General features: G+C 57.9%; 19 protein-coding genes. 6 read left to right on the top strand and 13 right to left on the bottom strand.

The window, feature by feature from the left end:
- Window positions 1-10: 10 nt before the first annotated feature.
- Entirely contained in the window at window positions 11-994 is a 984-nt protein-coding gene (locus tag AC1RSM_RS17275; protein WP_492933809.1) for an ABC transporter substrate-binding protein, read from the bottom strand.
- Between the two features lie 120 nt (window positions 995-1114).
- On the opposite strand from AC1RSM_RS17275, the gene AC1RSM_RS17270 reads away from it, so the two are divergent.
- Entirely contained in the window at window positions 1115-2011 is an 897-nt protein-coding gene (locus tag AC1RSM_RS17270) for a LysR family transcriptional regulator (protein WP_492933808.1), read from the top strand.
- Between the two features lie 5 nt (window positions 2012-2016).
- Here the strand turns inward: AC1RSM_RS17270 and AC1RSM_RS17265 are convergent, their stop codons facing one another.
- Window positions 2017-2943, bottom strand: a complete 927-nt coding sequence (locus AC1RSM_RS17265; RefSeq protein ID WP_492933807.1) for a DMT family transporter — start codon at window positions 2941-2943, stop codon at window positions 2017-2019.
- Window positions 2944-3149: 206 nt separating this feature from the next.
- On the opposite strand from AC1RSM_RS17265, the gene AC1RSM_RS17260 reads away from it, so the two are divergent.
- From AC1RSM_RS17260 to AC1RSM_RS17250, 3 genes are read left to right on the top strand one after another with little or no spacing between them, the layout of a single operon-like run.
- Window positions 3150-3878 carry a GntR family transcriptional regulator gene (locus tag AC1RSM_RS17260; protein ID WP_492933806.1) on the top strand — a complete coding sequence of 243 codons (729 nt, stop codon included), beginning with the start codon at window positions 3150-3152 and terminating at the stop codon, window positions 3876-3878.
- Window positions 3879-3923: 45 nt separating this feature from the next.
- Window positions 3924-4889: a Bug family tripartite tricarboxylate transporter substrate binding protein gene (locus AC1RSM_RS17255; RefSeq protein ID WP_492933805.1), complete on the top strand. Its 966-nt coding sequence runs from the start codon at window positions 3924-3926 to the stop codon at window positions 4887-4889.
- Between the two features lie 16 nt (window positions 4890-4905).
- The gene (locus AC1RSM_RS17250; protein ID WP_492933804.1) at window positions 4906-5661 is read left to right on the top strand and encodes an arylmalonate decarboxylase; all 756 of its coding nucleotides are present in this window, start codon (window positions 4906-4908) and stop codon (window positions 5659-5661) included.
- A gap of 86 nt (window positions 5662-5747) precedes the next feature.
- On the opposite strand, the gene AC1RSM_RS17245 is transcribed toward AC1RSM_RS17250, so the two are convergent.
- The 11 genes from AC1RSM_RS17245 to argE form a co-directional block, all read right to left on the bottom strand.
- Window positions 5748-6536: an enoyl-CoA hydratase/isomerase family protein gene (locus tag AC1RSM_RS17245; protein ID WP_492933803.1), complete on the bottom strand. Its 789-nt coding sequence runs from the start codon at window positions 6534-6536 to the stop codon at window positions 5748-5750.
- A gap of 27 nt (window positions 6537-6563) precedes the next feature.
- The gene (locus AC1RSM_RS17240) at window positions 6564-7331 is read right to left on the bottom strand and encodes a GntR family transcriptional regulator (RefSeq protein ID WP_492933802.1); all 768 of its coding nucleotides are present in this window, start codon (window positions 7329-7331) and stop codon (window positions 6564-6566) included.
- A gap of 17 nt (window positions 7332-7348) precedes the next feature.
- Window positions 7349-8149 carry an alpha/beta fold hydrolase gene (locus tag AC1RSM_RS17235; RefSeq protein ID WP_492933801.1) on the bottom strand — a complete coding sequence of 267 codons (801 nt, stop codon included), beginning with the start codon at window positions 8147-8149 and terminating at the stop codon, window positions 7349-7351.
- Between the two features lie 2 nt (window positions 8150-8151).
- A complete protein-coding gene (locus tag AC1RSM_RS17230) occupies window positions 8152-8523 on the bottom strand; it encodes a hypothetical protein (RefSeq protein ID WP_492933800.1) in 372 nt (123 codons plus the stop codon).
- Window positions 8523-10040 (bottom strand): class I adenylate-forming enzyme family protein, encoded by a 1518-nt coding sequence (locus AC1RSM_RS17225; protein ID WP_492933799.1) that lies wholly within the window; start codon window positions 10038-10040, stop codon window positions 8523-8525. Before AC1RSM_RS17225 ends, AC1RSM_RS17230 begins: the two co-directional genes overlap by 1 nt.
- Window positions 10033-11649 carry an ATP-binding cassette domain-containing protein gene (locus AC1RSM_RS17220; RefSeq protein WP_492933798.1) on the bottom strand — a complete coding sequence of 539 codons (1617 nt, stop codon included), beginning with the start codon at window positions 11647-11649 and terminating at the stop codon, window positions 10033-10035. Before AC1RSM_RS17220 ends, AC1RSM_RS17225 begins: the two co-directional genes overlap by 8 nt.
- The gene (locus AC1RSM_RS17215; RefSeq protein ID WP_492933797.1) at window positions 11646-12626 is read right to left on the bottom strand and encodes a branched-chain amino acid ABC transporter permease; all 981 of its coding nucleotides are present in this window, start codon (window positions 12624-12626) and stop codon (window positions 11646-11648) included. Before AC1RSM_RS17215 ends, AC1RSM_RS17220 begins: the two co-directional genes overlap by 4 nt.
- A complete protein-coding gene (locus tag AC1RSM_RS17210; protein ID WP_492933796.1) occupies window positions 12623-13468 on the bottom strand; it encodes a branched-chain amino acid ABC transporter permease in 846 nt (281 codons plus the stop codon). The genes AC1RSM_RS17215 and AC1RSM_RS17210 overlap by 4 nt, the downstream gene beginning before the upstream one ends.
- Window positions 13469-13548: 80 nt before the next feature.
- Window positions 13549-14706 carry an ABC transporter substrate-binding protein gene (locus AC1RSM_RS17205; RefSeq protein WP_492933795.1) on the bottom strand — a complete coding sequence of 386 codons (1158 nt, stop codon included), beginning with the start codon at window positions 14704-14706 and terminating at the stop codon, window positions 13549-13551.
- A 309-nt stretch (window positions 14707-15015) separates the two neighbouring features.
- A complete protein-coding gene (locus tag AC1RSM_RS17200; RefSeq protein WP_492933794.1) occupies window positions 15016-16209 on the bottom strand; it encodes a pyridoxal phosphate-dependent aminotransferase in 1194 nt (397 codons plus the stop codon).
- A gap of 58 nt (window positions 16210-16267) precedes the next feature.
- Complete coding sequence (gene argE, locus AC1RSM_RS17195) at window positions 16268-17437, bottom strand: acetylornithine deacetylase (RefSeq protein ID WP_492933793.1); 1170 nt, start codon at window positions 17435-17437, stop codon at window positions 16268-16270.
- 256 nt (window positions 17438-17693) lie between these two features.
- Between argE and AC1RSM_RS17190 the strand changes: the two genes are divergently transcribed.
- Window positions 17694-19052 (top strand): MFS transporter, encoded by a 1359-nt coding sequence (locus AC1RSM_RS17190; protein ID WP_492933792.1) that lies wholly within the window; start codon window positions 17694-17696, stop codon window positions 19050-19052.
- The gene (locus AC1RSM_RS17185; RefSeq protein WP_492933791.1) at window positions 19049-20146 is read left to right on the top strand and encodes a porin; all 1098 of its coding nucleotides are present in this window, start codon (window positions 19049-19051) and stop codon (window positions 20144-20146) included. The genes AC1RSM_RS17190 and AC1RSM_RS17185 overlap by 4 nt, the downstream gene beginning before the upstream one ends.
- The last annotated feature ends 6 nt before the right edge of the window (window positions 20147-20152 follow it).

The raw sequence follows: 20152 nt of genomic DNA, 5'->3' as shown, positions 1-20152 counted from the left end.
CGAGTCCCGCTTAGCGCTGGGAGACCAGAGCACGCCAACGCGCCAGAAAGGCATCGCGATCGGCACCCATGCGTTCATCGTCCAGGGCATGAACGCGGATCTGATCCATGGCAGGCAAGCTAGTTAGCGTATTGACGGCAATATCGCTGCGCAACGGGCGGCGGTAGGCGCTTTTGAACACCTCTTGCTGAGCCGTACGGGAAGCCAGAAAGTCATACAGCTTGCGAGCCGGCTCGGGGTTACGCCCACCCTTGATCAAGGCCATCCCTTCTGGGGACAAAAAAGTGCCCTCTGTGGGGTAGACCAGATCAATCGTATCCAGGCCACCGGCCACATATTGGTAGGCGGCGTATTCCATCGTCACCGCAATCGCAAACTCGCCATTGGCAACGCCTTCATAGGCACCGGACGTTGTCCCGGCCACCACGGCATTGCGTACCACTTTTTCAAATACGTCCTGGCCCATCAACTCCTGCAGACCGTACAGGGCGACGTAAGAAGAGCTGCTGCGCTCTGGGTCTGGAATGACGATCTTGCCCTTCCAGGCCGGGTCCGCCAGATCTGCCCAACTGGCCGGGGCCTTGAGCTTGCCCAACTGGCGCTCATTGACCATCAACACCGTGACATGGGTATTGGTACCCAACCAGCGCTGATCGGCGCCCTGATACTGCGCGCCCACCGCACTGGCTTCGGGCGAGGAATAGGGGGCCAGATAGTCGGCATACTGCGACAAGGTGGAAAACCCGCCCGACCAGAACAAGTCACCCAAAGGTTGCTCGGCTTCGGCCTTGATCCGTTGCATCAAGGCACCGGAGCCGGCTCGCACCACAGACACTGATATCTCGGGGTGAACCTGACGGAACTGCTCGATCACCGTGTTCACCACATCGATGTTATTGGAGGAGTACAACACCACCTCATCCGCCTTGGCGGCGCCCGAGCCCAAGCAGGAAAGCATGAGCAAAGCGGATAGATAAGGGAAACGGTTTTGCATGATTATTTCCTGAAATTTAAATAAAATTGCATGGAAATCATGGTATTTATCTTATATGACCGTTCTGTTACACCCTACTTGGACCCCTTGCTAACTGTGGCCCTATCATGAGTTTTAATCATGCTTGAAAATGTTCCTCTGGTTCCCCTGCGCGTGTTTGTCGCGGTAGGCCGACAAGGCAATTTCACCCGCGCAGCCCAAAGCCTGGGGATCACCCAAAGCGCGGTCAGCCGCCACATTGCCACCTTGGAAAAAACAACCAAGCAAGCCCTGTTCATTCGGCGCGGCCCCTATATTGAGCTGACAGCAGCGGGCCTGCAGTTGTATGACACGGTCAAAGACGCCATGGCCACATTGGAGATGGCCATTCAGCAAATTACCCATCATCCCGATCAGCACGAACGGCTGCGAGTACGGACCTCCATGCCCAGCTTTTCAATGACGGTGCTGGTGCCCATGCTTGGTCAGTTCACCGCCCAGCACAATATGCAGATTGATCTGATTACCAATCTGTCCCCACCGCGTCCTAATGAAGAGTTTGATGTGCTGATCAGCCGGGATTTAAGCCTGCCTGACAGCGAAAGCTGGGAGCTCACTCGGGAAGAACTGGTCTGCGTGGCGGCACCGGCCTTGATCCAGCAACACAGCGGGCAGGCTTGGGAACACTGGCCTATGGTCACGGCCCGTTCACGGCCAGACGTCTTGGGCCTATGGGCGCTTGATCAGGATATTGAGCCGTCGCGCTTGCTGATGAGCGCGACCTACGACCACCTGTTTTTCGCCATTGCCGGGGCAATTGCCGGATCAGGCTTTCTGGTGGTGCCACGCTTACTGGTGATGGATCATCTGCGCGATGGCGTGCTGCGGGAAGTCGGCCCCGGACAGGTGGCCACGGGCGCGACTTACATGGCCTACGTCAACACGCAGTCCCCGCAGCAAAGTCACGCGCGCCAATTTTGCCGCTGGTTAAAAAGCAGCTTGCGGCAACGCTTAAGTCCGTCTGCTCTGGAGCTCTAGACCGCTTATGCCCTGCGACGTCGCAGCTGACTGATCCAGCTATAGGCGCTGACCAGGGTAATGCCCATCAGCACCAGCAAGGCGCCTGCCACAAAGCGGGGCTCTATGGTTTCACCCAGCAGGAAAGCACCAAATAGGACGCCAAACAGCGGGGTAGCGAAAGAGAACACCCCCAGGCGGGAAGCCTGATAGCGGGTCAGCAACCAGAACCACACCAGAAAGCTTAAAAAGGCCACCACCACAGACTGAAAGACCAGGCTGGCACCCAACAAGCTGGACCAATGCACCTGGGTTTGCCCGGTCAGCACGGCCGCCGCCATCAAGATTACAAAGGCGCTGAACAACTGATACAGCAGGGCTTCAGATGGCGGGACAGCAGACAGGCGAGTGCTGCGAATCAGCACCGTGGTAAAGCCCCACAAGGCACCGGCTGCCAAGGCCATCAAGTCCCCCCACAGCATGCGCCCCAGGTCCGCCCCGGCCATACTAGCCGGACCTAAAAAGGTGATGGCAATGCCTGCTACCGCCAGCGCGATGCCCACCCATTGCAGGCGGGCAAGACGCTCCGAAGGCAACAGAATATGCAGGCCCAGAGCGGCGAACACCGGCGCGGTGTACAGAAACACCACCACGTGCGCGGCCGAGGTAAAGCGCAGGCTTTCACCCAGCAGCAAATATTCCAGCGCAAACAGCAAACCGGCTATCAAGCCAGGCTTCCAGGCGCCCTGCGTAAAACCAAGCCTATGAGTACGAATCAGCACCAGCATGGCAACCAGCACACAGGCCACGCCCGAGCGCAGACCAATCTGAAAGATGGGGGCCATGTCCTGTGCCGTCGCCTTGAGCAAGATCTGCTGAAAGCTCCAGATCAAACAGAGCGCCAGCATGGCACCACTGGCCAGCGCATCAAGGGGTTTACGTTCGTTGCTCATCGGGTCTCATCCGGAAAATACCGTGCCTGGTCCCCTCTTGGAAAGAGTGTGGGAATGGCCGCAAGAGATTGATTATCCGTGAAATCTACCCGAAGCAAAACGGCACAAAACTTTCTTTACCCTCGGATAAGCCTTAATTGATATATCAAAAAGCCCTCCCTAGAATGATTTAAGCCTAAAAAATAACAAAGGCTCAGGAGACAGACATGACGCTAAGCAATACCGACCGGGTAAGAATTGAACTGGAGCACCGCATTGCCAGCGGTGATCTGCCGCCGGGCAGCGCCATTGATGAATCCTTGCTGTGCACTTTTTTCCGGGTATCGCGCACCCCGGTTCGGGAAGCGCTGCTGCAACTGGCCGCCACTGGGCAGGTGCGGATTGCCCCGCGCGCTGGCATTTTTGTTACCCAGCACACGATTGAAGAGCTGGAAGAAATGCTGGAGACCCTGGCCTTGCTGGAAGGGGCGTGTACCCAATTGGCGGCCTATCGCATCAGCAATGCCCAGATCCGCGAACTGGAGCGTCTGCAAAAGCGGGGGGCCAAGGCGCTGCAAGAAAAAAGCCTGCCTGAATACGCCACCTACAACGCGGAACTGCATGCCCTGATCCACAGCATTGCTGGCAATACGTTCATGGTGCAGCAAATTGAACACCTACGTCGTCTGACCAACCCTTACCGACACCGCCATCTGGACCAGGAAAACCGCATGGAGCAGTCCTGGCATGAGCATCAGGCACTAACCCAGGCGCTGGCCCAGCGTGACGGCCCCAGCGCCATGCAAGCGGCCGCCAGCCATGTGCTGTCCGGGGCAGAATCGCTGCGACGCGTTGCCCAGGCACACCCGGATAAATGGGAGTTCGACAAGCGCGAACGATATAGCTGGCTGAACGCCCAGCTCAATCCCCTGGCCGGCTTTTATATGCGGCACTGAATTAATAACTAGCTAAAAACCACACTCATCCCGAGGAGACTTTTCATGTTTGCAAGCCGTTTCACACGGCGGGCGCTGGCCGCGCTCGCCCTGACCTTGACCCCCTTAGCCCTGCACGCGGCTGAGCCCATCCGCCTGGTGGTCGGTTTTGCCCCCGGCGGCGGGGTCGATACCCTGGCACGGGTGACAGCCCAGGCTCTAGGTAAAGAGCTGGACCGCACGGTCATTGTGGAAAACAAATCAGGCGCAGGCGGCACGATTTCTGCCGACTACGTATCCAAGTCCCAGCCAGACGGCAACACCATTCTGTTTGCTGACACCTCTTTGCTGGTCGCCCCTTATATTTACCCGGCCCTGCGCTACGACCTGCAGCGCGACTTTACCGCCATCGGCATGGTGGGCCAGTCCGATCTGGCATTGGCTGTACCCGGCGACAGCCCCATCAAGACAGTGGCTGAACTGGTGGAATCCATCCGCAAGGCCCCGCCCCAAACCGAAACTTTTGCATCGGTCGGTGTAGGCTCGATTCACCACCTGGGTGGCGAACTGTTCGCCCTGCAGACTCAAACCGAACTGGTCCACGTTCCTTACCGTGGCGGCGCACCCGCCAGCCAGGCCCTGGCCTCCGGCGAGGTGTCCATGTCCTTTGCCAGCCTGGCCTCCTCGATTGGTCTGGCCAACTCGGGCCGCATCCGCTTGCTGGCCACCTTGTCCGAGCGCCGTTTCCCCGGCATGCCTGACCTGCCCAGCGTCTCGGAAACCATTCCCGGCTATAGCGTGACGCCTTCGCTGTTCATGCTGGCTCCGCGCAATGTCGACCCCGCCCTGGTTCAGTCCATCAGCGTGGCTCTGGAAAACAGCATGAAGCTGCAGCAAGTCCAGGATGCTTTCCTGGCCCAAGGCTCGGTGGCCGGTTACCAGAATGCACAGGCAACCGAACAATGGTTGGGTGAAGAAACAAAACGTTGGGCCCAGGTCATCAAGACGGCCAATCTCGACTTTAAACAATGAAACTAGCAACAAAGTTATGACTACTGATCACTCTCGTACCGACCACCCCGTATTGGGCCTGATCGTGCCACCCGCTGCGGGTCTGGTGCCCCCGGAAGGTCCGGAAATGTACCCGGAAATTGATTTCATCGCCCAAGGTCTGGCCTTAAGTTCGGTGGACAAGCAAGGCTATGACCAGGTGATCGACCAGGTCGTGGATGCAGCTCAAAAGCTGGCCGCACGCGGTGCGCAGGCCGTGTCGCTGATGGGGACGTCGCTAAGCTTTTACCGGGGATCGGACTTTAACGAAGAACTGGTGGCCCGTTTGCGTGAGTCCACCGGCCTGCCGTGTTCCACCATGAGCCATGCCATTTTGCGTGGCCTGCGCAGCAGCGGCATCGAGCGCGTGGCCGTGGCCTCTTCCTATATCGAGGACGTCAACCAACGCTTGGTTCACTTTCTATGCCAGAACGATATCCAGGCCGTTTGCGCCCATGGTTTGGGCGTGACCGAAGTGGAAGCGATGGCTCAGATCACCACTCAGGAACTGGTGGACCTGTGCCTGAAAACCTGGGAAATGGCCCAGGAGCAGGCACCCGGTCAGGCTCAAGGCTTGCTGCTGTCTTGCGGTGGCTTGGTGTCGCTAGAAGCGGTGCGCCAAGTGGAAGACAAGCTGGGTGTCACCGTGGTGTCCAGCTCGCCAGCAGGCTTCTGGGATCTGGTGGCAACGGCCGGTCTGGATCTGTATCCACAGGCCATGGGTCGTCTGGCACGCGAGCGCCAAACCGCTTAAAGACGCAGTAACAACAGCGCCCAAAGTGCAAAAAGCCCCAAGGCCAGGATCTGATCCCGGCCTTGGGGCTTTTATTCATGAAAAATCTACGCGCGACCCGCTGACAAAAAACCGGCGCGAGCCTGGGCACCCTCAACACTGTCCCTACATACCAGTGCCTGGTCCGCATCCATATAAATGCCCAAGCGATTCAAGGCATTGGCCACTAGATTCACCGACTCTTTAGTCATGCGAATAATGGCAGCCGGCGATTCGGACGCACGCTGGGCTAAAGATTGAGCCACAGCGACGGCCTGACCGGGCTCACACACCTCGTCCAGCAAACCCCATTCCAAGGCCTGCTGCGCGCCCAGGCGTTCTGCCAGCAAAATAGCGCGTTTGGTACGAGCGGCACCGACCATATTCACCATGCGCGGAATGGCGCCCCAGCCCATGTTCAGGCCCACCTTGGCTTCCGGTAGATATAAAAAGGAGCTTTGCGAGGCCACACGCCAGTCACACGCCAGGGCCAGCGCCACAGAACCGCCTACTGCAGCGCCTTCCATGGCAGCAATCGTCAGTTGGGGCAATTCTTCCCACAAGCGGCACAGACGAGCACCCCGCTGGGCGACATCACGCCGCTCCAGCAGACCGGCCTGCTCGTCGTTCCACTTTTGCGGGTCCTTCAAGTCAATTCCGGCTGAAAAAATATCCTTGGCTCCGGTGAGCACCACAGTATGAATATCCAAGGACAGCGCCAAGTCTTGCGCCACCTGCGTCAGGGCCAGCAAGGTGTCCTGATCGATAGCATTGCGGTTCACGCCGCGATCAAAGCGCACCAGCGCATGGTCGCCCGTCACCTTGACCGTCACGCTGCGGCCATATTTGCGTTTCATGAATGTCTCCCCAAAGGTTCGGAAAAATCAGCTCTGTGAGCGGTGGCTCCCATCACTGCGCGACAGGCGCGTGACGTAGCGAAATTCGTAAGGCGGGTAGAAGCTGACTGCTACCTCCATGACCTTGCCAGCCAGATTGCGGAAGGTACGGATGATGAGCAGGGCCGGATCGGAGTCCTCGTAACCCAGAAAGCGGGCCACATGCGGCGGAAAACGCGAGGCCGAAATTTCCATTTCGATTGTCTCGACCACTTCACCGCAATGCTCTTCCAGCAAGGGATACACCCCGCCCGGCTGGGTAGAAATCAGCTCGGCCACCGTCGCATATTCCTTGCGCAGATAAATATCTGTCCAGGAGATGCCGCGTTTACTGCCCGGCACACTACGGTAGGTTTCCACTTTCACCCAATCAGCCGGTTCTCCGTCCAGGGCGGTTTCCGGTGGCTGTTTATCTACACCTGTCGCCTTTTTATGCACGTGCAGATCGGTAAATTCCAGATAGCGCTGCAACTGGTCCGTGGTATCCAGAGCCAGGCCAAACTGCGGCTTGGGATGCTGGCGTATCACCGTGGTGCCGGCACGGCGGCGGCGTTCGATCAAACCCAGATCGGTCAGCTTGCGTATGGCTTCACGTGCCGTATGCCGACCTACCCCGTACATCTCGCACAGCTCCATCTCGGTGGGCAGCTTGGAACCGACGGGGTAGTGGCCCGAACGGATCAGCTCCAACAAGCGATCGCTCATGTTCTGATACAGGGTTGGCTTGGCGCTGGACTGAGATTCGTGGTTTGCCATACGGTATGTGCTTCAGCTTAAAGAGACAGGCGGCGCATTGCGGCCAAGGTGTCACGGGTGAACTGCTCAGGACATTCACTTTGGGGAAAATGCCCAATGCCCGGCCATTCTATATATTCCACCGGAACTTTGCCCTCTCGCAGCAAGCGTTCGACCTGCCTGGCGGACTCTGGCGGCACGGACCAGTCCTCGCTGCCTTCCACAATCACCACCGGGCAGCGGATATCGCCCAGGATCTGCTCCATGCGAAAGCCACCAAAGGCGCAAATATCCGCGAAGGCCACGGCCGGAATACAGCGGCGCGCATCCGTCACCACTTCCAATGCCCGTACCGGGTCCGCCAAGGTGCCCATCAACGTGCGGAAAGTCACTTCAAACCAATCGCCCGGATTGATGCGGGCCATCTCCAAAATACGCGGGTTGTAGCCGGAGGACTTCACCACATTGACCGAGGCCCCATCCACCAGCACCAGACCACGGATGCGTTCCGGCGCCATCGCGGCGGCCTGGGCCACCACGCCGCCCCCCATGGAATGGCCCATCAAGACCGGATCGCTGATCCCGGCGGCCTCCAGAAATTGCAGCAGATAGTGCGCATTTTGCGGGGTGGCCGTATGCGGCCCGCCCAAAGGCATGCCGCTCTTGCCATGACCGGGCAAATCCAGTGCATAGACGGTATAAAACGGCGCGAAATGGTCCAGCACATATTGCCAGGACAAGCTGTCCTGACTGGCACCATGCACCATGACCAGAGCCGGGCCAGAACCCGCCAAATCGTAATAGGCGCGAATACCGTCTGCGGTACGTACATAAGGCATGGTCAGATCTCCAGATCGCCCGTCAGCCGGGTCAGCGCGTACAACAACATCCAGTTCTGCACGCAGGCGCGCAAATCACCACCCACCACCAGCCGGTGTTGACGAACCAGACGGTTAAAAGGGTAGCCCCGGGCCAGATCAGCAAAGGCCTCGCTATCGCCTTCCAGCCAGAACGGCACCTGGCGCTCGCCTACACCGGCTTGCACGTTCTGCTCCGACACGTTCAACCAGATGTGCTCGCCTGTTTCGGTATTGCGCAGGGCCACGCACACATCCGCCAGCACGCTGTGCTGGCGCACAAAATCGTCCGCACTGGCGCGCTGCGCCCAGGCGCTCAAGAAAGCAGGATCAAACAGAGAAAGGGAAGTAGCCATCAGACATACCTTTGTCGAAGAAGGAACTTCTGCACTTTGCCAGAAGAGGACTGGGGCAGGGAATCCACAATAAAGATGCGCTTGGGTACTTTGAAACCAGAAAGTTTCTGGCGGCAGAACTCGCGCAACAGCTCCACATCAGGTTCGCGGCCATTGGCAGGCACAATCGCTGCCACCAGTTCCTCGCCCCAGTATTCGTGAGGCAAGCCAAAGGCAGCAGCCTCGCGCACATCCGTGTGGCTGGCCAAACAGTTTTCCACTTCCAGCGCGGCCACATTTTCCCCGCCCGTTTTAATCATATCTTTGCTGCGGCCCATGAAATAGGCAAAGCCTTCTTCATCCACACGAATCAAGTCGCCCGTATGCAACCAGCCGTCCGCGTCCAGCACCTGCGCCGTCAATTCCGGCTGACGCCAATATCCTTTGAAGACGGTAGGGCCACGCACCTGCAATTCGCCCGGCCCACGCTGGTCAGGCAATACCTGCCCGTCCGCATCCACCAAACGATATTGCACATGACGCCACAAATAGCCGATGGAACCGGGATGCTCCAAAATCTCCTGGGTATAGCGGTTCTTGATTGTGGTGACACAGCTTTCCGTCATGCCAAAGCCCCAGCTGAACTGCGCATTGGGAAAGACCGTGCGAATCAAATCCTGACGCCACTGACCCAAAGGGGCGGCGGCGGTCTGCACAAACTGGGCAGCTGACAAGGACAGGTCCCGGAACTCGGGGTGATCCGTCAGCCCCACCCACATGGCCGACAGCAAAAACACATGCGTAGGCTGATACAGACGCAGCGCGTCCATCACCGCATCCGTCTCAAAGCGCGGCACCACATGCAAGCTGCCACCCGCATACAAAATCGGGCCATTCACCACGCCAAAACCACCGATGTGAAACAGGGGCGTTGCCAGCAGCGAACGGCTGTTGGAATCAATACCCAGTTCCATGATGTAGTTCACGGCGTTGGCCGACAAATTCCCGTGCGTCAGCATCGCACCCTTGGGGGCCGATGTCGTCCCGGAGGTATACATGATGATGGCTACATCATCGTCAGACACCCGGCCAAAGCGTTGTTGCACAGGGTCATCCGCACGGTGATCGGGCAGGGCTGCGGGCAAATCCTCCAGCCACTGTACCGCCGTATTCAAACCCCCTTCCTGCTCAATTTGATGGCGCAATGCGCGGTAAGCCGGGTCCACAATGCACACCACAGGCTGGGCATCGTCCAGTAGGTAACGCAATTCGGCTGCCCCATAACGGGTATTGACCGGCACCAGAGCAAAACCGCCCACAGCCGTCGCATGCAATAAGGCCAGATAGTCGATGGAGTTGGGCGTCATGATCGCCACCCGGTCCCCCGGCTGCACACCCAAACTGGCCAGGTAGGCCGACAAGGCACGCGTGCGGGCGCAGAACTGCGCAAAGGACAGCGCCTGCTTATCATCCGATACCGCTACCTTGTCGGGGTAGCGTTCGGCATTAAACATAGCTACCTGGTAGATATTAGGCATGATGCGATGACTCTCCGGCGTGGCCCAGATAGGCCGCCGCAATCTGTGGGTTATTCATGATGTCCTTGCTGTTGCCAGCCAGGGTGAGCCGTCCGGTTTCCAGTACAACCGCGCGGCTGGACAGCTTCAGGGCCAGACGAGCGTTTTGCTCAACCAGCACGATCGTGGTGCCGTCCTGGCTGATCTGCCGTATGGCACGGGCCACTTCCAGCGTGACCGCAGGCGCCAGCCCCAAAGAGGGCTCATCCAGTAAAAGCAGGCGTGGCCGGGACATCAGTGCACGACCGATCGCACACATTTGTTGCTCGCCGCCCGACAAGTGGCGACCCTGGCTTTGTTCACGTTCCAGCAGGCGCGGGAAGTAGGCATAAATGCGCTCCAGATCCACGGCTACTTCCACCTGATCCTTTCGTAAATACGCGCCCATCAACAGGTTCTCGCGCACCGTCAATTCAGGGAACAGGCGGCGACCTTCGGGCGACAGGGCAATGCCCATCGTCACGCGTCGCTCGGCACTCAGATTCTGGATGGGCTGGCCTTCCAGCAAGACCTCGCCACTGCTCACCGGCACCAAACCACTAATGGCTTTCATCAGGGTAGATTTACCTGCCCCGTTGGCACCAATCACGGCACACACACTGGCTTCTTCAACCGTAAAACTGACCTTATCCAAAGCGCGCACCGCGCCGTAAGACACGCTCAAATCCTTGATTTCCAACATGGGAGCGGGCTTGCTTGCCGTAGCGACAGACCCCTTGCTTTTGCTGGAGCTAGAGCCCGCCGCCACACGGCTGATATCGCCTTGATAAGAACGAGTATCGACCGGCGGTTCCAGACCAGGCTCTTTATCCAGATCCGCACCCAGATAGGCCTCGATCACGCGAGGGTCCTGTCGTACCTGCGCCGTTGGCCCTTCAGCCAGCAAGCGGCCATTGACCAGCACCACCAACTTTTGGCACAGGCGCATTACCAAACCCATATCGTGCTCGACGACCACCACATCAATGCCACTGGCATGGATGCGTTCAATCAAATCAGCCATCGCCACGGTTTCCACCGGATTCAAACCAGCAGCGGGCTCATCCATTAAAAGCAGGCGGGGCATGGCAGTCAGTGCCATACCCACACCCAAAATCTTCTGCAAACCGTAGGCCAGGGAGTCAGCCTGCTCATGGGCCACCGACTCCAAACCGATCAAGGCCAAGGCTTGCTCTGCCTGCTTGGCAGCTTCCTGCCGACCACGACGCACACCCCAAGGGTTGAACAGCGACCAGGGTGAAGGAAACTGGCGAAACAGGGCAGCGCGATACAGGTTTTCAAATACGGTATGGCCCGCAAACACATGCGTCATCTGAAAGGTGCGCACCAGTCCCTGCCGAGCCAGATACGCCGCCGGACGCCCGGTAATTGCATCCCCATTCATGGTGACAGCACCGGCGCTGGGCTTGGTGGTGCCCGCAATCAGATTGAACAAAGTGGTCTTACCCGCCCCATTAGGGCCGATCACGCCGGTAATCTGGCCAGCGGCGGTGCTGAACGACACCTCATCCACCGCCCGTATGCCGCCAAAGTGTCGGCTCAGACCCTGAATATTCAATTGCACGCTCATGCTGCCTCCTTGCGCGCACCGCGCCATTTACGCCACAGACCGGCCAAACCTTGCGGCATGAACAAGAGCAGCAAAATCAATGTCAGGCCATAAATCAGGCGCTGGTATTGCTGCAAATCGCGCAGCAGTTCGGGCAGGGGAATCAAAATGGCTGCGCCAATCACCGCACCGGCCAGCGCACCGACGCCGCCCAGCACGTTCATGATCACCGCATTCACTGCCGTCCAGAATCCAAAAGAATCCGGCGAGATATAGCCTTGATAATGGGCGTACAAGCTGCCCGTCCAACCTGCAATCAAAGCGCTGAGCACAAACACACTGACCCGAAAGCGCAGCACATTCAGGCCGCCTGAACGCACCAACTGTTCGTTCTGATGCAGGGAGTCGGCCACCATGCCCCATTCACGGCGATACAAGGCACGCAGCACGAAATACACCAGCAGGGCAAAGCTCACCACCACCAGATACACGCCATAGCGCCCTTCAGGGATAGGCAAGCTGTCTTGCAGGGCCGGAATCTGCCCAAAGCCGTTATTGCCGCCAAACAGTTCGTGGAACTCGATAAAGCACAGCACCACGGCTTCGCCCAGGGCGAAGGTCAAGAGCGCGAAGTGCACACCCTTGATACGCATAAAAATAGGGCCGGTGATCACAGCTAATGCTGCCGTCAGTACTCCGGCGCCCAAAAACGCGGCTGGAAAAGACCAGCCATAATCTCGACTGAGAATGGCCGAGGCATAAGCCCCCAGCCCAAACAAAGCGCCATGTGCCAGCGAGAGCTGACCAATGCGCAACACCAGATTCATGCTCATGGCCAGGCAGGCGTACAAGGACACCATGATGGCCAGATGCAGGGCAAAACGTGGTTGCCCGGCCCACAGCGGCCAGCCCAGTAACGCCACGACCAGCACGGCATGCCAGGCCCATTGCAGGGCACCGTCACGCGGGTAAAAAGAAGCTGTTTTGATCATGCTCATGACGATTTCCCCATCAGGCCGCTGGGCTTGACCAGCAACACCGCCATCACGATCAAGAAGGACAGCATGGTCGCCACGGTGGCGTTGTAAAAGGTGGAGGCCACCGCTTCAGTCACGCTCAAAATCAGGGCGGCTACCACTGCACCGGGCAAACTGCCCAAACCACCCAGAACCACGATGATGAAAGCCTTCACCACCACCGCTTCACCCATATAGGGGTGCACGGTATAGACCGGCGCCATCAAGGCTCCGGATAGGCCCGCCAGACCGCAGCTCAAGGCAAAGGTGAAAGCCATGATCTTCCAGGAGCTGACGCCCTGCAGACGAGCCACTTCGCGGTCTTGTGCCACAGCCCGTATCGTCATGCCGATACGAGTGCGCTCAATCAGGAAATAGAAGCCGGCCAAGGCCAGCACACTCATGCCCACAATCAGCAACTGGTCCTTGGCAAAGAAGGCTTGGCCAATTTGCCAGGCCCCTTCGACCGGGCGGCGCACCGATTGCTCGTCCACCGAGAACAGCAAGGAGATACCGGCCTGCAAGGTGATGGCCAAGGCCAGGGACATGATCATGCCGCCCATCTCATCGCCTGCAAAGCGCCGGAACAGGCCACGTTCAGCCAGCAAGCCCAATACCCCCACCAACACTGCCGCAGCGGCAATGGAGGGCAGGTAAGGCCAGCCAAACTGTCCATAGAACACATACATGGCGTAGGCGCCCAGCATGTAAAACTCGCCGTGGGCGAAGTTCACCACCCGCAAGATGCCAAACACCAGCGTGAAACCCAGGGCAACCAGGGCGTACACAAAGGTGGACATCAGGGCGATGATGGCGATTTGCATTGCGATCTGCATAATTGCGAACCGTAGTTAAGGTGCACTCCACCACCGTGGCGGAGTGCTGACTGATACCAAACCGGCGACTAGCGGGCGTCGAACTTATTGATAACTTTGGCCTTGCCATCTTCGATCACACCCAGATAGGCAGGCGTGGTGATCTGATGGTTGACGCCATACACATCCTTGCCGCCCCAGACGATGGCGCCCTGAATACCGTCAAAGCTGCTATTGGCTTCGATACGAGCACGCACGGCATCGGTATCGTCCACCGTGCCCGCTTCATTGATCGCTTTGAACAGCAAACGGGTGGCGTCGTAGAAGTAGAAAACGAAGTCATCCATGCTGTTGCTGTGGATCTTGCCGTAGGCCTGGCTCAGCTTTTGGTAGGGTTCGCTGTACGGGTCGGCCGACAGGTACACCAGCGTGCCCTGGGCGTTTTCCGCACCGGCAGACTTCACGGTTTCAGCGACGTTATTGCCGCCAAACTTGGTGAACTGGCCTTTGAAGCCCATTTCGCGTGCCTGGCGAATCACAATGCCAGCCGGGCCGGGGGGCACGGTATCCAGCTCAATAAAGTCCACGTTCTTGGCCAGAATGCTGGTCAGCAAGGTGCGGAAGTCGTTTTGCGAACGCTCGAAAAACTTGGTTTCCGCCACGTCGTAACCGGCATCCTTATAGGCTTCGGTCTGGATTTTTTGTGTGCTCCAGCCGGTGGCATCGTTAGGCGACAAAATAGCCAGACGCTTGAGCTCCGGGCGCTCTTGCTTTAACCAGCCGATCAACTGGCGGTTGTACTCATACTGCGTGGGCAGCACACGGAACATGTATTGCGTATTCGCATCCAGCACCTCGGTCGAATAGCTGTTGGACAGCATGATGACCTTGTTGCGCTCGGTAATCGGCTTCATGGCCATGACCGAAGCCGAACCGATAGGGCCGATGATGTACTTCACTTCGTCCTGATCGATCAGGCGGTTGGTAGCCGTTACGGCATCAGCAGCCTTGTAGTGGTCGTCGTAGGTCAAGACTTCGACCTTGTATTTCTTGTCGCCCACCGCCAGACCACCGGCCTGGTTAACTTCGTCCACGGCGATTTTCACGCCGCCATCAATGGCCAGCCCCCAGGGCGCGCCTGGACCTGTCATGCCTCCCACCACACCCAGCTTGAGCGTTTGAGCTTGCGCAGTTAGCGCGGCCAACAACCCTGCTGCTGCCAGTACACCCCGAATCCCGTTTCTCATGGACCTGCTCCTATTAATTGACCGGACATAATTATTGTTTGATACGAACAATATAATAAGGAGCCAATACTTGTCTACGGAAATATGGATTGATAATGACCTTATAACCGCAGTCCATAGGGCTTTCAGAGATAAAACTAGGGAAAATACCGAGACCACTTGTCTGTTTATTTGTACGGACTTTAACTTATATATTTATATAAAAAAGTCATGTTGCGGCAGCCAAAATGGCAACACTCAGACGCTACAAGCCATAAAAAAGCCGCTTTCTGCTAGAAAGCGGCTTTTTGTCCGGTCGATTCAAATATCTCAGGCGGCAGTCTGGCTTCCTACCGGTTCCAAGGCCGTGAAGAAAACCTGCAAGCGGTCCATGGCCTGTTCGATTTGCTCAAACGAGGCTGAGCCAAAGCACAGTCGCAAGAAACCCTCGCCCTGCGGACCATAGAAGCTGCCTGCCTCTACAACGACGCGAGCTTCATTCAACAGGCGTTCGGCCAGCTCCTGCGACGGAACTCCCGTGGCCCGCACATCCGCAAAGGCGTAAATCGTGCCTTCCACATTGGCGCAACTGACATGCGGCATGGCGTTCAGGCGCTGCAGCATCATGCGGCGCTTGGCATCATCTTCCGCAATCATCTTGCCCAAGGCCTCTTGCTGCCCTGTGACGGCTTCCAGCGCACCGGCCTGAATAAAAGTATTCACATGGGTGACATCGTTAGCGGTGATCTTGAGCAAGCCGGGCATCAACGAGGCGGGCGCCGCCAGATAGCCGATTCGCCAGCCGTCCATGGCATAGGACTTGGTAAAGGCAAACATGGACACCGTGCGCTCCTGCATGCCGGGCAGGGAGGCAATACTGATGTGCTGGGCACCGTCATAGGTAATGTCTTCGTAGACCTCGTCCGACACCACGATCAAATCATGCTCAATCGCCAGTTTAGCCAGTGCCTCCAGCTCGCTGCGCCGGTAGACGCGGCCGGTAGGGTTGGCCGGATTGACCAGCACCAGCATGCGGGTGCGCGGGGTGATGGCAGCCGCGATCGCCTTGGGGTCAATGGCAAAGTCCTGCTCGCGGTTCAGGGGCACCAGAACAGGATGCGCCCCGGCAAGCTCAATCTTGCCGATGTGCTGCGGATAGTGCGGCGAGAGCAAAATGACCTCATCGCCCTCGTCCAGAATGGCAAAAAAGGCGGCAAAAGAGGCATGCGTGAGCCCATTGGTCACCAGCACATCGTCCGGGCCAACATCCAGCTTGTTCTGCGTGCGCAGCTTCTGAGCCAAAGCGTCCCGCAAGGCCTGCACGCCCCGCAAATCGCTGTAATGCACGTCGCCGCGCATCAAGGCATCGGCCGCAGCCTGCTTGATGGCCACAGGCGTATCGGCATGTGGGCGGCCCACTTCCAGATGAATCAGATCCGAGGTATCGCCAGGCAGGCGAGCCGCTTGCTCGTACATGCCAAAGGACTTCAGCGAAGTGCCGGTAATGCGTTTTGCTAACTTCATGAAAAATTTTTCCTTCAAAATAAGGCAGGCCAACTGAACTGCCTGAAACCATCCGGTCCTAAGCAGCCAAAGACTGGATTACCTTGCCCAGAAAGGACTCGCAGGCTGCCAACTGCTCCAGGCTGACGTATTCGTCCGCCTTGTGAGCCACCGTGATGGAGCCCGGACCGCACACAATGCTGGGGACACCCGCCTCTTGAAAAAAGGAGGCCTCCGTCCCGTACGCCACGCGCTGAGCCGCCGATTCACCCAGCAGGGCCAGGGCCATTTTTTTCAATTCCTGGCTGTCATCGTCATCCAGGGCAGGGATGTTGCCCAGGCACTCGAACTCAATGGCGGCATCCGCGTGGCGGGCCTGCATGCGTGGCAAAACGCGCTCGTAAGCAAACTGGCGTAAATCGCTGATAAAGCCGTCCGGGTCCACACCCGGCAGATAGCGGTATTCAAAGGAGAATTCGCAATGAGCAGGAATGATGTTCATGCCGTTGCCACCCGAAATCGTATTGGTGGAAATCGTAGAAAAAGGCACATCAAAGCCTTCCATACGCGTTCCCACGCTGGCCTCTTCATCGGCCAAATGCTGAATGTGGGACACCAGATTGGCGGCGTACTCGATGGCGTTCAGGCCCTGCGGTGTCAAGGAGGAGTGGGCGGCGCAGCCTTTGACGCGGCAACGGTAGATGCGGCCGCCTTTATGCGCGGCCACCACCCGCATGCTGGTGGGCTCGCCCACAATGCAGCCGCTGGGGCGAATCCCCGCCTTGCGCATTTCTTCGATCAAGCCCGGAATGCCCAGGCAACCGACTTCTTCGTCGTAGCTCAGTGCCAGATGCACGGGCTCGCGCAGCTTCATGGAACCCAGACTTTGCGCCTGCGCCATGGCCACCCCGATGAAGCCCTTCATGTCACAAGCGCCGCGCCCAAACAGCCGCCCGTCACGGATCTGGGCCTGGAAAGGGTCGCTGGACCAGACCTGCCCATCCACCGGCACCACGTCCGTATGCCCGGACAGCACCACCCCACCGGGGCCTTGGCCAAAGGTGGCCAGAAGATTGGCCTTGGAGCGCGAATCGTTGTAATCAAAGCGCACATGGGCTCCGGCTGCTTCAAGCCGGTTGGCCGCCCATTCGATCAATTCCAGGTTGGAATTCCTGCTTACCGTATCAAAGCCAATCAGGGACGAAACGTGCTCGATCACCTGGGCCGATGGGGCCACCTGCCTGCTCATATGTCAGCTCCTTATTGGTATTTTTAAAACTGAATTCAGTTTATAGAGCAGGATTATGACTGTCAACGAATCTAGGTGTTTGTACTAGAAATTGAGCTTTCTATTTATATAAAATCGTTTAATTTCAATAGCCTAATAAATCATCCAGTTGTTTTATACCTATAGTTCTTATTGACCAACAAGTATGAATCTGAATATATTTGCATCAACTGGGTTCAACTGAATTCACTTACTGCGATTACCAATAAGGACTATCATGAGACAACAATCGCGCCCCGCAGACCCCGCCCCCTCCAAGGCCGAGGATCTGCTTTTCGGCAAAATTCTCTGGCGGCTGATGCCCATCTTGTTCATCAGCTACATCGTGGCCTACATCGACCGTGTCAATGTGGGCTTTGCCAAGCTGCAAATGCTGCAAGACCTGAATTTTTCGGCCGAAGTCTACGGCCTGGGTTCGGGCATCTTCTTTGTGGGATTTTTGTTGTTTGAGATCCCCAGCAACCTGCTGCTGTACCGCTTTGGCGCCCGTGCCTGGCTGGCACGCATCATGGTCACCTGGGGCATCTTGTCGGTCCTGACCATGTTTGTGACCACACCCACTCAGTTCTATATCGTGCGTTTCCTTCTGGGTGTGGCCGAAGCCGGTTTCCTGCCTGGCGTGGTCTATTACCTGGCGCAATGGTTTCCCCCCCAACGCCAAGGGCGCGTCATGGCAACGCTGGTGACCGCCGCAGCCGCAGGCGGCATGATTGTGGGCCCCTTGTCGGGCTGGATCATGGATGTGTTTTCGGACTCCGCCCACATGCATAACTGGCAGTGGCTGTTCCTGCTGCAAGGCATCCCTGCCGTCTTTGTCGCGGCCTTGCTCTACGCCACCTTGCCCAACCGCCCCGAAGATGCGAAATGGCTCAGCCAGGAAGAAAAAACCTTGCTGCACACCCTGAATCAGGATGCGCAACGCGAACTGCCTCGCAAGGACAAAATTGCTGAAGTGCTGGGCAAACCCAACGTGTGGTGGCTGGCCTGCGTGCTCTTGTCGCTGAATCTGGGTATTTACGCAGTTATCTTCTGGACGCCCACCATCATCCAAGAAGCAGGCATCAAAAACCTGACCCACATTGGCTACATTGCCGCCTTGCCGTATGCCGCATCGGCCGTCGCCATGCTGGTGCTGGGCCGCTCCTCCGACTACTTTGGTGAACGACGCTGGCACCTGGCCTTTGCCTGCGCAGGCGGTGCTGTGGGCTTGCTGCTGACCGCCTTGGCCCCTGATCCCACCATGCGCATTATTGGCGTCATCATCGCTACTGCCATGTTTATTGGTGGCACTCCACTGGTCTGGGCTTTGGGAGGCAACTTCATGAGCGGCCGCGCAGCGGCAACCGGCTATGCGCTCATTAACGCCGTGGCGGCATTGGGTGGCTTGTTCGGCCCTTATGCCATGGGCTTGGCCCAGGAAATCAGTGGCAATACCGGCAGCGCAGTACTGACTATTGCCGGCTTGGCCGTACTGGGTGGCCTGTGTGTCTTCGCCTTGCCTACACAAGGGCAGCAAGATGCACTGAACCGCGCCGCTCAACTGAATGCAACACCCAGCAAAGGCGGTGCCCAATGATGCGCCGTTCTTTGAAACTGGCCCTGGCAGGCGCGACGACCCTGAGCGCGGTGTGCACGACGGCTCCTGCTCTTGCACAGACCGATGGCAAGGTCACTTTGTATGGCATCGTGGACGCGGGCCTGACCTGGATCAGCAATGCCAATGGCCCATCCACCACCACCTTGGATACCGGCGTCATGCAAGGCAATCGCCTGGGTTTACGCGGTTCCGAATCTCTGGGCAATGGCTTGTCGGCCATCTTCCAGCTGGAGAACGGTTTTTCGCTGGCGACCGGAGAGATGGGGCAGGGCGGAGCACTGTGGGGACGGCAAGCCTGGCTGGGCCTGAAGTCCGACTATGCAGGTAGCCTGAAGCTGGGCCGCCAGTACGACTTTTTCACCGACACCTTGCAAGCGTTCTACACGCCCACCTGGTCAGCGGGTGGCTATTCCAACAGCCCACTGGATAACGACAGAATGAGCGGCCAGCGGGTCAACCAGTCCGTGAAATACCTGACCCCATCGTTTGGCGGCTTAGAACTGGGAGCAATGTACGGCTTCCCGGAGCGACGCGAAGGGCACGCCCAGACCGGACGCACCTTGAGCTTTACCGCCAACTATAAAAACGGCAACTTTGCGACAGGCGCGGCCTATACCGAAGTTAAAGAAGCCAGCCTGGACATCAGCCCCTTGACCGGCGGCGGAGCGCCCAAACGGGTTGGTGGCCGCTACCTGCGAGACTGGGGTATAGGCGCCAACTACACCTTCGATAAAGTCACGGTGTACGGTGTGTTCTCGCAAGCGCTGTACGTCGCTCCGGAAGGCCAGCAAAAGAACCACACCTTCCGCAACTACCAGCTGGGTTTTTCCTGGCGAGCCGCTCCTAATTTGGTGCTGGGCCCAGGCTACGGGCTGACCACGCTAGGATCGAACAAATACCATCAGTTGAACCTGACGGCAGACTACTTCCTGTCCAAGCGCACGGATATCTACACCCAGGCCATCATCCAGCACGCGCAAGGCGAGGGAGCCACTGCCAATGTGATCAGCATGCCTAACTCTTCGGGCCGTAATCAAACCCTCTTACGGGTAGGCATACGGAGCAAGTTCTAAGCACAA

The organism is Alcaligenes sp. GW821-FHT11D07, from assembly GCF_058808495.1.
Note: the sequence above shows the minus strand (reverse complement) of the source record. Positions and strands in the feature narration are given on the sequence as shown.